Here is a 16,344-nt window from a genome sequence, read left to right on the forward strand (position 1 = left end):
CCCTTGCGAAGAGGAGACAGAAAATCGACACCGCATGCCGGCTGCTGCGGCTGCCGTCGATCCGCAGCGAGTTCGCTGAGATCGCCGACCGGGCGGCGAAGGGCCAGATGACCTACCGGGGTTTCCTCGCCGAGCTGCTGATGGCGGAGTGCGACGACCGGGCCCGATGCCGCTCGGAGCGGAGGATCAAGGCCGCCGGGTCCCCCGGGACAAGTCGCTGCGGGCCTTCGATGTCGATGCCAACCCCAACACCGACCCCGCCGTCGTCAACACCCTGGCCGGCTGCGAGCGGATCAGGAAGAGCCAGCCGCTCTGCCTGATCGGTGACTCCGGCACCGGCAAGTCCCACACCGGCAAGTCCCACCTGCTCATCGCCCTGGGCACCGAAGCCGCGATGCAGGGCTACCGCGTCCGCTGCACCCTCGCCACCAAACCGGTGAACGAGCTGGTGGAGGCCGCCGGCGAGAAGCAGTTGAACAAGACGATCGCCCGCTACGGTCGCGCCGACCTGCTCTGCATCGACGAGCTTGGCTACATGGAGCTCGACCGGCACCACGGCGCCGAGCTCCTCTTCCAGGTGCTGACTGAGCGCGAGGAAAAGAACAGCGTTGCGATCGCCTCGAACGAGTCCTTCGGTGGCTGGACCAGGACCTTCACCGACCCCCGGCTCTGCGCGGCCATCGTCGACCGCCTGACCTTCAACGGCACCATCGTCGAAACCGGCACCGACTCCTACCGCCTCGCCTCAACGCGGGCGCGGGCCGAGGAACCAGGGAAGGCCGGCTGACCGCTGAAGGCTCCGACGTGATGGTCCTCCGCCCTTCTCGCGGGGGTCCCTCAAACGCTGTGCCAGGGGACATCGGGCGTGAGCATTTCGTGGATGCAGCGGCGCAGTCCGTTGTTGGAGTCGACTGGTCCGAGCCACGGCACCCGCTGGAGCAGGTCGCTGCGTCGGTCGGCACTCGGGTCGGTCAGGAAGGCTCGGAGCTCGTCGGGGACGGGGTCGCCGACCAGGCACAGCCAGGCGAGGCCGGCGCCGATGCGGATCTCGGGCGATCGGCCGGGATCCGACCACAGCTCCCGGGCCCACGCCGGAGCGTGTTCATCCTGGTGTTCGCATGCGAGCTGGGCGATCGCCAGGATCAGGCTCACACGGACCACCGGATCGTCTTCCACCGCCAGTCTGCGGTGCAGGATCGAGGAGACGCGCGGGATCTCGCTGGTCGCCGCCGCCAGGACGAAGGCGGTCGCGGAGCGGACATCGGGATCAGGGTCGGGGAGAAGAGGGAACAGGAGGTGCAGGTCGTCCGTGATGGCATCGCGAGCAGCCTGAATCGTCCAGTTCGCCGGACACATCGTGGTGCCCTCCACCTCCAGCGGATCCCCGGCGACTTGGAGAAGGCCTTCGCGTGTTCCGTCCCCGAAGTGCTGGCATCGTCCGATCTCGGCGACCAGGCGAAGGGTGCTCGCCCGGAGCCCGGGCACCCCGGTGGTCGCGATCCGGAGCAGGAACGGTACTGCCAGTGCTCCCACCGCGATCGTGCTGCCCTGGTGGTGGAGGTTCTCCCGCAGTTCCCCAAAGGCCCGGCCGGCGGCTTCGGCATCTCCGGAGCCGAGCGTCGCGAGGCGACCAGGTATCTCCTCGCCCGGACCGTAGAAGTGCGGAAACCGCTGCCAAGGGATCGCGTCGTACTCGAACCCGTCCTTGACCTCCCGCGGGATCGCGCCCAGGACCGTCCGTATGTCGGCATCCGTGCCTGCCCACGCCTCGGGCCACCTGGCCCAGCGGTCATCGTCCATGGTTTGGCCTTCCGGTCCACCGACACCACCCGAACTCGGGGAGTCTAACGACCGGTGATCAGGAGCGCGGTCCGCCGCTGCCTTACTCCGGTGGCAGCGCACCACGGTGACGTGGTGACGTCTTTTCTCGGGTTCTGGCTCACTTTCCGTGAAGCGTGCACCGTGAGTGACGGTCGGAGGCCGCTCCTGCCGTCCGGCAGTTGCCTGGAAATCATCAGTGACGATCCTGGATGGACTGAAAGTTCGGGTCCGTGGAAGAGACGGTGCTCAGGCCGGAGGAGCTGCTGTTCCCGTCGATCGCGGATATCGCGGTGCTGTCGGTCGACGTGAACGATGAGGTGGTACGGACAGGGGCCCGGTGCACGATGGCCGGGGCCGACTGCGTTGGGTGCGGGGGCTGGTCGGAGCGGGTTCACAGCTCCTATCTGCGGTATCCCGCTGACGTGCCCAGTGCGGGAAGCGGGTTCGGTTGTGTCTGTGGGTCCGCCGGTTCATCTGCGGGAACGCGTTGTGCGAACGGCGGACCTTCGTCGAACAGATAGCCGGGCCGACCCGGCGGTACGGCCGGTGGACCGAACGCTTGCGGTCGACGCCGGCTACGGTCGGCCCCGCAGCTCGCGGGCCGGGCGGGCGCCCGCATGGCCAGGGTCTTGGGAGTTGCTGTCAGCCGCAGCACTGTTCTGCGACGTGCCGAGGCCCTGCCCGATCCTGAAGTAGCGGCGCCGCGGGTGGTCGGGGCCGACGAGTACGCGACGCGCACAGGCCGCTTCTACGGAACCGTGCTGGTCGACGTCGAGACCCGGCGACCAGTGGACACGCTTCCTGACCGGGAAGCATCCAGCCTGGCCGCGTGGCTGGCTGAACGCCCCGGCATTGAGGTCGTCTGCCGCGATCGCGCGCCGTTCTACGCGGAAGGAGCCACTGCCGGGGCGCCCCAGGCGATTCAAGCCGCAGGCAGGTGGCACCTGTGGCACAACCTGAGCGAGGCCGCCGGGCGATGCGTCGCCCAGCACCGCGGTTGCCTCGGAGCCTTGGCTCGTGAGCCAGCCGAATCTGCGGTTGCGGCCCCACCGCCCGAGCTGATGACCGGCTCGTCATGGCCAACAGGACACCGGTCCGCCGACCGCATTCGGGACAGGCACGCCATCGTCCACACGCTGCTGGCGGCCGGCCACAGCCGACGCTCGACCGGCCGCCAGCTCCACATGACCCACCGCACCGTCAAGCGCTTGGCCGACGCCGTCGCTCCCGAAGACCTCTTCCAGGGGCAGTGGCAAACCGACCCACGGTCCTCGACGAGCACAAGCCCCACCTGGACGACCGCTAGAACCAGGGCTGCACCCATACCCGGGCATTGGGGGGGGAGAGCGTGCCGTTCGGCTACAAGGGCAGCTACCAGCGAGTTCGCACCTACCTGCGGGCGAAACGCCTCTCACCTGGACCGGTTTCCGCCCGGCCGCCGACCCCGCGGACGGCCTCGGGTGGATTTTGCGGCACCCTGACAGCCTCGCAGAAGGCGAACAACTCCGGCTCAAGGCTGTGCTGGCCCATTGCCCGGAACTGGATGCCCTCACCGGGCACGTCCGGTCCTTCGCCCGGATGCTCACCGAGCGCAAGGGCGAACGACTACCGGAACGGCTCGACGCCGTTCGGCAGGACGATCTGCCCCCCTCCACGCCCTGGCCGCAGGCATCGACCGCGACCGTGATGCTGTCACAGCCGGCCTCACCCTGCCCTGGAACTCCGGCGTCGTCGAAGGACACGTCAACCGGATCAAGATGCTTAAGCGCCAGATGTTCGGCCGAGCCGGATTCGATCTGCTCCGCAAGCGTGTCCTGCTCTACTCATAGGACATCGCCTGGTGATGGCTTCCGAGCCCTTCGCTGGTGTCGGCAGACCAGGCTTACGCCGCCATGAAGCGGCCCAGGTCGCGTGACTTCTGCTGAAGTGCGGCTGCCCAAGCCCCCTCAGAGGAATCCGGGGCCGTCGGGACCTGAATACCTTTGAGGCCGCCGGCCTCGGCGAAGCCTGCTGGTTGCCGTTTCACCTCGATGCCCGCTCGCTCCGCCAGGACCAGCACCGTGGCAACGAACCCCTCGGACAGGGCAGCCATGACGGCGTGACTCGTCCTCTGGCGCCACGCGAGCAGGGCATCGACGAACGCTTTGAACACGAGGGGGTCGATCTGGCACTCGTCACCCCGCATGGGTCCGATGCCGGACGGCAGACCCAGTTCGGCTTGGTAGACGCTCACCTGGCTCATGAACAGCCGGGAGACCCCGTTGGACGGGTTCCACAGCGTCAGGTCACCCATGTCGTAGTACTGGCTCAATGCAGCCCCTCTCTGCTGGTCATACCGGCCGGCGTCGCGAGCACATGACATTACGGTCAGCCAGTCCTCCATGGAAAGTGAGCCAGAACCTTCACGTGAACGAAGCCGAGGGTGGTGTGGAACATGCTGATCCGGTGAGCGAGAGGGCCGTGCCCTGCCGGTCGTCCCGGTCCCCGGCCAGCGCCAGCGCCTGCCGGGCACCCTCCAGACCCTCGGTGATACGGCCCAGATGCCAGCAGGAGGTGGCCAAAGCGGTCAGGGCCCGCAACTCCCCCTCCCGGTCCCCCACCCGGCGGGCAGCGGCAACCGCGGTGCGCAGCACATGGCGTTCGTCCTCGGTGTGACCGCGCAGGCGCAGGTAAGGGGCCAGCGCCAGAGGCAGACGGGCGGCATGGTGGCCGAAACCACCCGCCCGCGCACAGGCCAACGCGGCCAGGAGACCGGCCCGTTCGGCCTGGAACCAGGCCAACGCGGCCGGCCGGTCCGCAGGCACGGCCACAGATACCTCAGCGGGATCCTCGACGGGTTCCTCGACGGGTTCCTCGACGGGTTCCTCGGCGGGCAGGCCGGCGGGCAGGCCGGCGGGCGCGGTACCGGACGGAGCTGCCACGGAAGGAGCTGCCACGGACGGTGCGATGCCGGACGGTGGTGTGGTACTGGACCGTGCGGTGCCGCACGAGGCGGCAGGCGCAGAAGCAGGAGCGGGTGCAGCCTCAGCGGCAGGTGCAGCGGTGAGCGGCACAGCAGGCGCGCTCACGGACGCAGCAGTGGACGGTGCGGCAGGCGCACCGGCGAGTGCAGCCGCAGGGGCGGGGACGGGTGACGGGGAAGACGTGCCGGCGGGCGGTGCGGGAACAGGCCGCGGGCCATCGGCCGCGCCGGGGCCGGCCGGTGGGCGGGACCCGGGGGAAGGGGTGGACTCCGTGCGCGCCGCAGGCGACGCCACGGACGCAGCGGACGCCACGGACGCGGCGGACCCGCCCGGCCAGGAGAACGCGACCGGCACGCCGGGCGCGGCAGGCGCGGCAGGCAGGCCGGGCGCGGCGGATCCGCCTGGCCCGTTGGGCAGGCCGGGCCAGTTGGAGGGGACAGGACCGGCAGGCGGAACAGGCAGGACGGCACCGGCGGGCGGCACGGACCGCAGCGGAACAGCGGCAGTGTCGGGCGAGGTGGAGGGGGCGGGCCCGGCAGGGGCGTAGAGCGCATCGGGCGGGGGTGGCACGCCAGAAGCAGCAGGCAGGCGCGAGGCAGCGGGAACGCCAGACCGAACGGCGGAGGTGACGGACGGAGCCGGCGGGGTGGGCGGGATTGGCGGGGCGGGTCCGGCGGGCGCGGCGGGCGTGTCAGGGGCGGCAGGCGGAACGGACAGGGGCGGCGCGGCAGGGGCGGCAGGCGGGCGCGCGGCGGCGGGAGCAGCGGGCGGAACGGACAGGGCCGGCGGGGTGGGCGGGGTGGGTGCAGCAGACGGGTGGGGCGGGGTCGGCCCGGCGGCCGGAGTGCGCGGCGTGGCCGTGCCAGGAGCGGTGGGCGGGGCGGGTGCGGTGGGTGCTGCGGTGGGTGCGGTGGGAGTTTTGGGTGCTGGGGTGGGTGCGGCCGGGGGCGCGGCGGTGGGGGTGGGGGTGGGCACGGTGGCTGGGGCGGCAGGTGAAGCGAAGGGTGTGGTGGATGGGGCGGCAGGCGGAGTGGATGTGTTGAGGCCCCTGCGCGAGGCAGAGGCGGCGGCAGTGGTGGTGGGGGCGGGAGTGGTGGTGCGGGTGGGGGCTGGGGTGTGCGGGCCGGCCGCGCCGGGTGCCGGGGCGGGCACGGCCGTGGGGCCGGGCGGGGTGGAGGGCGATGCGGAAGGCGGGGCAGGCGCCACGGGACGGGTGGCTGCGGAGGGTGGGGTGGTTGCGGGAGGTGCCGTTGGCGCTGTTGATGCGGGGGGCGGGCCGGCGGTCGGAGGGCCGGGAGCGGGCGGGGGTGAGGGTGAGGGTGAGGGTGGGGGGGCGGGGTCGATGAGGCGGGCGGCCCGGGTGGCGGTGTGCAGGTAGTGGTCGAGGAGACGGTGCGTGGCGTCGTGGGCCGTTGCGGGCGGGGGCGGGGTGTGGTGACGGGCCAGCAGGCGTACCAGGGGGTGGAAGGCGTAGCGGGTGGGGTGGTGCTGGGTGAGCAGGCGGGCGTCGAGGAGGTCCTCGAGGAGGGTTTCGGTGGCGGGCAGGGGCAGGCCGGTGAGGGCGGCGGCGGTGCGCGCGTCGAAGTCGGGGCCGGGGTGGAGGCCCAGCAGGTGGAAGAAACGCCGGTGGGGTGGGGGCAGGGCGGCACGGGAGAGGTCCAGGGCGGTGGTGACGCTGCGGTGGTCGCTGACCAGTTCGGCCAGGCGGGTGCTTTCGTCGCGCAGCCGGCCGGTCAGGGAGGCGATCGTCCAGTGAGGGCGGTTGCGCAGCCGGCCGGCGGCGATGCGCAGGGCCAGCGGGAGGCGGCCGCACAGGGTGACGAGGTCGGCTGCCGCCTCGGGTTCGGCGCGCAGGCGCTCGTCTCCCAGCAGGGTGCCCAGCAGCGCCAGCGCGTCGCCGGGCGGGGGCAGGGGCACGGTGAGGTGGGCGGCGCCGTCCAGGGCCGACAGGCGTGAGCGGCTGGTGACCAGGACCAGGCAGCCGCCCGTGCCGGGGAGCAGGGGGAGCACCTGTTCACAGGCGGCGGCGTTGTCGATCAGCAGCAGCAGACGGCGGCCCGCGCTCACCCCCCGCCACAGGGATTCGCGGTCGGCCTGTCCCTCGGGGACCTGTCCCTCGGGAACACCGGCCGCCCGCAGCACACTGGCCAGCGCGCCCTGCGCGGTTACCGGCTCGCGGCCGGGAGTGAAACCGTGCAGATCGAGGAAGATCTGCCCGTCGGGGTAGTAAGGGGCGAGGCGGTGAGCGGCGTGCACGGCCAGGGCACTCTTACCGCTGCCGGGCATACCGTCGAGAGCCAGCACCCTCACCGGCCCCGGCGCCCCCTGCGCGTGGGAGAGCAGCCAGCGCAACTCCCCTTCCCTGCCGGTGAAGTCGGGCAGATCACGCGGCAGGGACCGCGGCCACAGCTGCTCCGGCCACACCGCAGCGGCCGCGCCCCGGCCGGCCCCCGCACCCCGCCCCGCACCACCGGATACGGCCGGCCGGGAAGAACACCCGCCGGCGCAAGGTGCGGGCACGACGCACGACCCACGAGAAGCAGGAAACAGAACAGCCGAAGACGCAGGAAAAGCAGAGGGTGCGGGGGGTGCGGGGGGTGCAGGAGAAGCGGGAGGCGTGCGGGGGGACGGGGGTGGGGTGACAGGCACGGGGCAGGCGGGGAACGCGACGTCAGAAACAGCGTCAGGCACGACGCCGGGAGAAGCCTCCGGAGAAGCGGCGGGAGCGGCGTGAGGAGCGGCGTGGGAAGAAGGGCGGGAGGAGGGATGGGGAGAGAGCTGGGGAGTACGGGGCCGGGCGGGCCGTCCGGGCCCGGAACGGGAGACAGGACGGGCAGCAGGACGGGAGGACGGCCCCTGTACCTGCCCGCCGCCCGCAGCCGAAGAGGACTGACGCTGCAGAGGCAGCTGCACATACGAAGGCCAGGACTGAAGCTGGGGCTGGCGCTGGGCCTGGGCCTGGGCCTGGGCCTGGGGCTCGGGTTCGGACTGGGGCTGGGATTGGGGCTCGGGCTGGGGTGGCTGGCGGGGCACGGGGGTGGGGGTGGCTAAAGGCCACAACGTCTTCCGGTGCGGCTGCGGGAAGGAGCCAGGGGCGGCGTGGAGACGGGGCGGCGGCCGGGGGGTGTTGTGGTGCACCGCGGGCTCGTTGCGCAGGATCTGCTGATATCGCAGAGCCACCTCGGGCCCGGGATCGATACCCAGCTGCTCGGCGAGCAGACGCCGCAGCCCGTGATAGACCCGCAGCGCATCGGCCTGCCGCCCCACCCGGCACAACGCCACCATCAGCAACGCGCTCAGCGACTCACGCAGCGGATGCTCGGCCACCAGAGCCCGCAGCCCCGCCACCGCGTCATGCGCACGGCCCTGTTCCAGCCACAGCTCCAGCAACCGCTCCCGCGCACCGAGCTGACGGTCCTCCAGCACCGTCGCCGCAGCGGCCAGGACAGGGCCACGCCCCTCCGGCAGCGCACGGCCCCGGTAAAGAGCCAGCGCACTCTCCAAAGCAGCCGCTTCCTCAGCCGTGCCCGACACCTGCCGCGCCCGGGCCAGAGCCTTCTCGAAACACAGCAGATCCAGCTGCCCGTCCGAGACCACCATCCGGTAACCGGGCCCCTCGGTGACCAGCAGCCGCCGCCCGTCCGGAATACGCGCCCGCAGATCCGCCACGATCTTGCGCACCTGATGCCCGGCCGTCGCGGGCGGCCCGTCCGCCCACACCGCATCCACCAGCCGCGCCAGCGGAACCACCCGGTTGGCCTCCAGCAGCAAAACAGCCAGCACGGCACACGCCCGCGGACCGCCCACCCGCAGACGGTCGTCCCCGTTCCATACCTCAAGCGTGCCCAGCACACCGAACCGGACAGCACTCCCCCGTGAGGCCATCATGGCCGATCACTGTACGGGATGAATCCCACGGTCAGGAGAGAATTTCGGACAGACAATCGACCATCCGAACAGAAACGGCACCCCCAGCCCCCCACCACCCCACCCGGCCCCGCCCGCCCCACACCCGGCCCCCGCAGCGCGGGGAACCACACCCTCCCGACCCGCGCAACACCAAGCCCGCACAACACCGGACCGCACAACACCGGCCGGGCAACCCGGGCCGGCTACCGGAACACGCCACCCCGGCCGGACAGCACCGGAGCACGCCAGCGCCGGCTCACGGCTCACGGCTCAGGCAGGTCAACCCCGGCCGCACGGAGCCCAGTTGCGAAGAACACGGGCCGCAGCGGGCTCACACGCGGGCGCGGGCACCGGAAACCCTGCACACCGGCCCGCGTTCCTTGACAGCCACACCACCGGCCAAGAATACTTTCCCATCATCGGTGTTCTGCGCCCTCCCGCAGGAACGTCCCGGCATGACAGCCACCGCGGAAGACGCGGAAGACGAAGGCACGGAAGACAGCGCCTGCGCAACCACCACACCCCCCGGCCTCCCGGAGCCTCCGAGAGCCCCGCGTCCCGGGAATTCGGCAGCACGATCGCGCCCCGCGCCTCCATGTCCCGGCACCCCCCGGCCCTGCGCACCGGAGCGAGGAAGCCGCCCCCGGCCCAAGCGCAGCACCCCGGCCCCTCCCGCACAGGCACCCGCCCGCCACCTGCGCCACCCGGCAGGCACACCCGCCCGGCCAACAGCCCCTGACAGGACAACAATCCCCTCCTGACCGGGCCAGCAGCACGACAAGGAACAGGCAACACCCGCCGAAACAGGACCGGCGGGAACCGACCGGCGACAGCGGGGCACGGGCAGCAGCCCGCGAACCACGCCGGCCACGCCGACCGCACGCAGGGCCACGCCCGCCCCGGGCACCGGGCCACAGCCGGCTCGCGTCGGCGGCAACACGCTGCCCCTCCCGCACCGGGCCGCCTCCCGCACCCCACGGCATCCCGGCCGCCCCGGCACACACCGGCAACAGCACCCCGGGAACAGGACCCGGCGAACAGGACCCGGGACAGAGCCCGGGCAGGACGGGACGCAAACAGCCGAGCCAGAAGGCCGGCACGGGAACCGCCCGGCGACACCGGGCACACGAGACAGGTACACCACCGGTCTCCGGCGACACCGCCCTCCGGTACGCGAAGCAACGCGCCGGACGGTGAGGGCAGTTGACCCGCCCACTGTGCGCGGCGCCGCCTCGGGAACCGCAGCCGGTACGCGGGCCATCCCGAAAACAGCGGCCGGTGCGCGAGCACGACAGCGCACCACCGGTCCCGGGTACTCGCCCCCGCCGGCGGGCGAGCCAGAGCAACACCGGGGAAGGAAACAGGAGCAGTGCAGGGCGAGCAGCACAGTGTGGTGTGGTGCGGCCTGCAGGGGGCCGGCGCGGTCCGCATCTGCCGGACCCGCCCGGAGGGCACGATCCGGGGCGAGAGCACCGGGCGGCCGAAGGCGACGGGAGAGGTACACACCCTGCCCGCACCCCGCAGCTGCCGTGCACACCCCGGGCCGACCCCGGCGCGGCCGCCGGCAACAACGCCCGCCACACGAAAGGCGACTGACGGGTGGTAAGCGGGACGCCAGCACGCAGGAGCCGGCACCCGGCCTGCCCACCCCCGCCGGAGGCACCACCTCCACCCGTCCAGGCGTGGGCGGCGCAGAACGCTGACGGCCACGAGCCCGCCGGCAAACGACCCCACCCCGGCCACAGAACAGGAGCGCCGGAACCACGAACACCTGCCGTCCAAGGCCGCCGCCTCCCACCCGCAGGGGCTCTGCCCGGCACGGGACGCCGCGCCAGGACAGGAACGCGGGGACGCGGAGACGCGGAGACGCGGGGATTGGAGCGTTCGCTCGTGACGGGCGCAGGGCAGCGCGAGAGCGCCGCGAGACAGGGGGCAGGACGGGTACGGTGTCACCGGTCCCTGACCTGTGCCCGGGGCAACCGGGACTGCGGCCGGCGACCGCCCCGGGACGGCACACACCACACCACACGGTCCCCGGACGCACGCCACCCCGTCCACGCACCCCGGCCACCGCCCCCCGGCCGTCATCCCCGGCCGCTGTCCCCCGGGAACGCGGTGGCGGCCGCACGAAGGCGGCACCGTCGGAACAACGCGGCCATCCGGCGGGGGCGGAGCACTCGGCAAGAAGACCGTGCGGCCCAAGGGGACAGGGCAGGTACAGCCCTGCCCACGACCGCGCCCGGGCCGGCTCCTCGCGTGACCATGAACGGCCCCCTCCGGGCCCGAGCCGGGCGCGGTGACACGAAACCGCACAACAGCCCCCAGGAAAGCCGACGCCCCCGCACCCTGCACAGGCTGCAGCGACAGCACTCCCTCGGCCCGGCCAACACACAGCAACACGACAAACAGCCACCCAAGACCACCCCTTCCCCCCTTCCCCGCGCCCGGCAGCACCCCCAGGTACGGCCACCGGAACACGCCGGAACGAAGCACCCCCCGCCCGGCGTCCCCACCCCGCCACCCACGACAGCACGGCGTCGGAACAAAAGCGCGGCAGGCGGGTGCAGCGACCACCGCGGACAGCAGTACCTGCGCGGCACCAGGACCACCGGCCACGAAAACGCCGCGACCGTAAGGGACAGGGCGGGCAGGGCACCGCTCGTACCCGCCTCGTTGTCCGGCACAGACCCCACGACCGAAGGCCCACGCCCGGAAGGAAGCACAGGCCGATCACGGAACCCGTACCGCCGCACGGCACAAGCCGATCACGGAACCCGTACCCGGCCACGAGACACAAGACCGGCCACGAAGCACGAGCCAGTCACAGAACCCAGACCTGTCACGGCACGGGCCTGTCACGGCACGGGCCGGTCACGGCACGGGCCGGTCACGGCACGGGCCGGTCACGGCACGGGCCGGTCACGGCACGGGCCGGTCACGGCACGGGCCGGTCACGGCACGGGCCGGTCACGGCACGGGCCGGTCACGGCACGGGCCGGTCACGGCACGGGCCGGTCACGGCACGGGCCGGTCACGGCACGGGCCGGTCACGGCACGGGCCGGTCACGGCACGGGCCGGTCACGGCACGGGCCGGTCACGGCACGGGCCGGTCACGGCACGGGCCGGTCACGGCACGGGCCGGTCACGGCACGGGCCGGTCACGGCACGGGCCGGTCACGGCACGGGCCGGTCACGGCACGGGCCGGTCACGGCACGGGCCGGTCACGGCACGGGCCGGTCACGGCACGGGCCGGTCACGGCACGGGCCGGTCACGGCACGGGCCGGTCACGGCACGGGCCGGTCACGGCACGGGCCGGTCACGGCACGGGCCGGTCACGGCACGGGCCGGTCACGGCACGGGCCGGTCACGGCACGGGCCGGTCACGGCACGGGCCGGTCACGGCACGGGCCGGTCACGGCACGGGCCGGTCACGGCACGGGCCGGTCACGGCACGGGCCGGTCACGGCACGGGCCGGTCACGGCACGGGCCGGTCACGGCACGGGCCGGTCACGGCACGGGCCGGTCACGGCACGGGCCGGTCACGGCACGGGCCGGTCACGGCACGGGCCGGTCACGGCACGGGCCGGTCACGGCACGGGCCGGTCACGGCACGGGCCGGTCACGGCACGGGCCGGTCACGGCACGGGCCGGTCACGGCACGGGCCGGTCACGGCAGTCGCACACCGGGCCCGGAGCCGCCAACGGACGACGCCCGGCAGGCAGCCGGCCTGCGGGCGCGGGAAAACCTGCAGGAGGGTGGGGGCCTGCGGGGAGGCGGGAGGCTGCGGGGAGGCGGGAGGCTGCAAAGGCGGCGCCGGCTTGTTCCCCGCCCGTCGGCCGTCACGGCGCCCGCCCCGCGGCCGCCGCAGCGAACCCGCCGCACACAGTGCCGGCCTGACGCCCTGACAACCGCGGCCCCGACGCCCTGACAACCGCGGTGAGGAAGAGCGGCCCGAAGACGCAGGACGAGCAGCACGGCAGAGGCGACAACGACAGGCGGGACAACGACGGGGCGGCACCCTCACGAGGACGGACAACAGACAGGAGGCAGACCAGGACGCACAGAAAACGGGGCGGCGGCCGGGCGGGCAGCACAGCGCGTCCACACCCCGCCCGGGGTTCTTTCGGCGATCCACTGGCGGTTCCCGCCCGCGGGGCGGGAACGGTTGCGAGGAGAAGCTCTATGAAGGCACTGGTGCTGTCGGGCGGGTCCGGAACCCGCCTGAGGCCGTTCAGCCACTCCATGCCCAAGCAGCTCATGCCCATCGCGAACAAACCCGTCCTCGAATACGTCCTGGACAACATCCGCGCCACCGGCGTACACGAAATCGGGATCATCACCGGCGAGCGCGGCGACCAGATCGCCGCCGCCCTCGGCGACGGCTCCCGCCTGGGCCTGGACCTCACCTACCTCCACCAGGACGCCCCCAAAGGCCTGGCCCACGCCGTGACCACCGCCCGCAGATACCTCGCCGACGACGACTTCATCATGTACCTCGGCGACAACATGCTCCCCTCCGGCATCACCGACGCCGCCCACAGCTTCCGCACCCACCACCCCGCCGCCCAGGTCCTGGTCCGCAAAGTCCCCGACCCACGCGCCTTCGGCGTCGCCGAAACCGACCCCCACGGACGCGTCCTTCGCCTGACCGAAAAACCCCGCCACCCCCGCAGCGACCTCGCACTGATCGGCGTGTACTTCCTCACCCCCGCCATCCACGACGCCATCACCGCGATCCGCCCCAGCGCACGCGGCGAACTGGAAATCACCGACGCCATCCACACCCTCGTCACCCACGGCGCCACCGTCCGCGCCATCGAATACCACGGCTACTGGAAAGACACCGGAGAAGTCACCGACGTCCTCGACTGCAACCGCACCGTCCTGGACACCCTCCACCCCACCCGCCACCCCACCGCACACATCGACACCCACACCCAACTGACCGGCCCCATCACCCTCGCCCCCAACACCCGCATCACCCACTCCCGCATCCACGGCCCCGCCATCATCGGAGCGAACACCCACCTCGAAAACACCACCATCACCCCCTACACCTCCATCGGCAACAACTGCACCCTCCAACACACCCACCTCGGCAACACCATCGTCCTCGACAACGCCACCCTCACCAACATCCACACCATCGAAAACTCCCTCATCGGCCGCGGAGCCACCATCACCACCACCCACCCCAACAACCACCACCACCGCCTCGTCATCGGCGACCACACCAACATCGAAATAGCAGCATGACCCCACCCCCACCAACCAACCACCAACCCGCAACCAGCAACCAGCAACCAGCAACCAGCAACCAGCAACCAGCAACCAGCAAAAACAGACCCCACCCACCCCTGCCACAACCACCACCCGACACACCCAGCACCCCGCCCCCGCCCAAACCACAACACACCACAACCAACAGGCGGGCGGACGGGCGGACGGGCGGACGGGCGGACGGGCGGACGGGCGGACGGGCGGACCAGGATAGACACGGCCCCACGCGCAACAGCGCATGAACAGCTGTCACCACCACACCCGGCACACCACCGACACAGACCCTCCCCACCGCAGCAGGACCCACCGGTACCGGCCCGCACGAACCACCAGCCGCCACACTCCCCGACCGGGCAGCCACCCGGACCGGCAGCCCCCCGTCCGGGTACCACGCCCTCCGCTGCCCCGGGCCCTCGGTGACGGCACTTCCGCCACCGCACCCGCACCACAGACCCCGGAACACCGAACCCCCACCCCTCCGGGGACCGGACCGGAAACGGACAAGCCGCCCCAACACCCCCTGCCGGACCCGCCACCGAACGGCACCACACACCCCGCGCCGCCACGCCGGACCGGCCGGCACAGACCGAACACCCCGGCCCACCCCCCACCCCCCACACGCCCACAGCACCCGGGCCCACCGGCCACCAACCCCTGCAAGGAACCCGGCCCCGCCAACCACCAACACCCAGTCAGAGACGCCCAGCCAGAGACGCCCAGCCACACACGAGCAGCCACACACGAGCAGCCACACACGAGCAGCCACAGACAGGCGGCTCACCACGAAACACCACCACACCCGCGGCCACACGCCAACGCGGGCCGGCACGGGCAGCCCCACCACCCCAGAACCCAGAACCCGGCAGACCCGCCGACACACGCCGGAACCGGCCCCGCGAAGAACACCCACACCCCGAACACCCACGAACACCCCCCACCAACCCGGCACCCCACAGGCCCGGCACAACACCCCACCACCAGCCCCCCACCACCCGACAACCCTGACCAACCCACCACCCGCACCACCCAAGCACCCCGCACCAAACGGACCACCTCTCCCCCGAAAGGCCAACACCCCATGACACAGCCCGACACCACAACACCCCACCAGCCCACACAACCCCCATCAAGCATCACACCCCGCCCACCCCCACCCCCACCCCTGAACCACCCACCACACCCCAACCACCAACCCACACCCGCCACAACACCCCACCACCCCAACCACCACACCAACTCACCCCACCACCACACCAACCCACAACCACCTCAACCCACACCCCACACCACTCACACGAAAGCGACCACACCCATGACCGCCACCACCCCACCCACCACCACACCCATCACCGACACCGCCCACGCCATCCTCACCCAACTCCTCCCCCACCGCCGCACCACCGAACCCGACCCCGAAAACGACACCACCCACGACTTCCCCCACCAACTCCAGCAAATAACCCACCACCTCACCCACCACCAACCCATCCTCTTCACCCTCCCCGGCTTCCCCTGCAAATCCCCCAACCCCGCCAAAGTCATCAGCCACCTCCCCGACGAAGGCGAACGCCTCGCCCTCCACTTCCTCCACAACCTCTGCACCGACATCGAAAAAATCCACCCCCCCGGAGCCCGCATCCTCATCTGCTCCGACGGACACATCTTCGGCGACATCATCGGCGTCCCCGACCACCACATCGACGCCTACGGCGACACCCTCCGCACCATGATCAAAAACGAAAACCTCCACCACCTCTCCACCTTCGACCTNCCCCCCCGGAGCCCGCATCCTCATCTGCTCCGACGGACACATCTTCGGCGACATCATCGGCGTCCCCGACCACCACATCGACGCCTACGGCGACACCCTCCGCACCATGATCAAAAACGAAAACCTCCACCACCTCTCCACCTTCGACCTCCGCGACGTCTACGGAACCACCCTCACCTACGACCAAAAACGCACCAAAACCGCCGAACAATACGCCCCCACCCTCGACCAACTCCGCCACGAAGTCCGCACCGACGAATCCACCCTCCGCATGTACCGCGGCATCACCCGCTTCCTCCTCGAAGACACCCCCCACTGGACCGGCACCCGCGCCGCCCTCCAACGCCAATCACGCCAACGCGCCTACCACGTCATCGCCCGCAGCCGCGCCTGGGCCCACCTCATCCACCACCACCACCCCCACACCGTCCGCCTCTCCATCCACCCCCAAAACCGCAACAACCCCAAATACGGCATCAAACTCCTCAACACCACCAACCCCTGGACCACCCCCTGGCACGCCACCCTCCTCAAACACCCCCACAACACCTACCAACTCCTCCCCCACACCCAAGCCGCCCAACAAGGCACCCCC

The 16,344-nt window shown here is 71.7% G+C and carries 5 protein-coding genes and 4 pseudogenes; 5 read left to right on the forward strand and 4 right to left on the reverse strand.

Annotated features, from left to right (window positions below):
• Window positions 1-23: 23 nt before the first annotated feature.
• Window positions 24-787, forward strand: a pseudogene (gene istB, locus HN013_RS29165) (IS21-like element helper ATPase IstB).
• A gap of 50 nt (window positions 788-837) precedes the next feature.
• On the opposite strand, the gene HN013_RS33435 reads toward istB, so the two are convergent.
• Window positions 838-1,800, reverse strand: a complete 963-nt coding sequence (locus HN013_RS33435) for a hypothetical protein (RefSeq protein ID WP_249375552.1) — start codon at window positions 1,798-1,800, stop codon at window positions 838-840.
• 638 nt (window positions 1,801-2,438) lie between these two features.
• Here HN013_RS33435 and HN013_RS32500 point away from each other — a divergent pair.
• Window positions 2,439-3,638, forward strand: a pseudogene (locus HN013_RS32500) (transposase); the annotation flags it as partial.
• A gap of 65 nt (window positions 3,639-3,703) precedes the next feature.
• On the opposite strand, the gene HN013_RS29180 reads toward HN013_RS32500, so the two are convergent.
• From HN013_RS29180 to HN013_RS34265, 3 genes and pseudogenes are all read right to left on the reverse strand, one after another.
• The gene (locus HN013_RS29180) at window positions 3,704-4,204 is read right to left on the reverse strand and encodes a DUF6086 family protein (RefSeq protein WP_249375554.1); all 501 of its coding nucleotides are present in this window, start codon (window positions 4,202-4,204) and stop codon (window positions 3,704-3,706) included.
• A gap of 19 nt (window positions 4,205-4,223) precedes the next feature.
• A complete protein-coding gene (locus HN013_RS29185) occupies window positions 4,224-7,208 on the reverse strand; it encodes an ATP-binding protein (RefSeq protein WP_249375561.1) in 2,985 nt (994 codons plus the stop codon).
• Between the two features lie 789 nt (window positions 7,209-7,997).
• Window positions 7,998-8,672: pseudogene (locus HN013_RS34265) on the reverse strand (BTAD domain-containing putative transcriptional regulator); the annotation flags it as partial.
• A gap of 4,208 nt (window positions 8,673-12,880) precedes the next feature.
• Between HN013_RS34265 and HN013_RS29190 the strand changes: the two are divergent.
• From HN013_RS29190 to HN013_RS29200, 3 genes and pseudogenes are all read left to right on the forward strand, one after another.
• On the forward strand, window positions 12,881-13,954 hold the full coding sequence (locus HN013_RS29190) for a glucose-1-phosphate thymidylyltransferase (RefSeq protein WP_171171535.1): 1,074 nt from the start codon (window positions 12,881-12,883) through the stop codon (window positions 13,952-13,954).
• 1,336 nt (window positions 13,955-15,290) lie between these two features.
• Window positions 15,291-15,539 (forward strand): annotated as a pseudogene (locus tag HN013_RS33445) (L-tyrosine/L-tryptophan isonitrile synthase family protein); the annotation flags it as partial.
• A 265-nt stretch (window positions 15,540-15,804) separates the two neighbouring features.
• Window positions 15,805-16,344: L-tyrosine/L-tryptophan isonitrile synthase family protein (locus HN013_RS29200; RefSeq protein WP_398980967.1), on the forward strand; the 540-nt coding region annotated here is incomplete at its 3' end.

This window comes from Streptomyces sp. I05A-00742 (assembly GCF_013055795.1).
Taxonomy (GTDB): Bacteria; Actinomycetota; Actinomycetes; order Streptomycetales; family Streptomycetaceae; genus Streptomyces.

What these genes read in the sequence shown, in the direction of transcription:
- HN013_RS33435 (WP_249375552.1), bottom strand. Translation starts at nt 1,800, where the DNA reads ATGGACGATGACCGCTGGGCCAGGTGGCCCGAGGCGTGGGCAGGCACG.
- HN013_RS29180 (WP_249375554.1), bottom strand. Translation starts at nt 4,204, where the DNA reads ATGGAGGACTGGCTGACCGTAATGTCATGTGCTCGCGACGCCGGCCGG.
- HN013_RS29190 (WP_171171535.1), top strand. Translation starts at nt 12,881, where the DNA reads ATGAAGGCACTGGTGCTGTCGGGCGGGTCCGGAACCCGCCTGAGGCCG.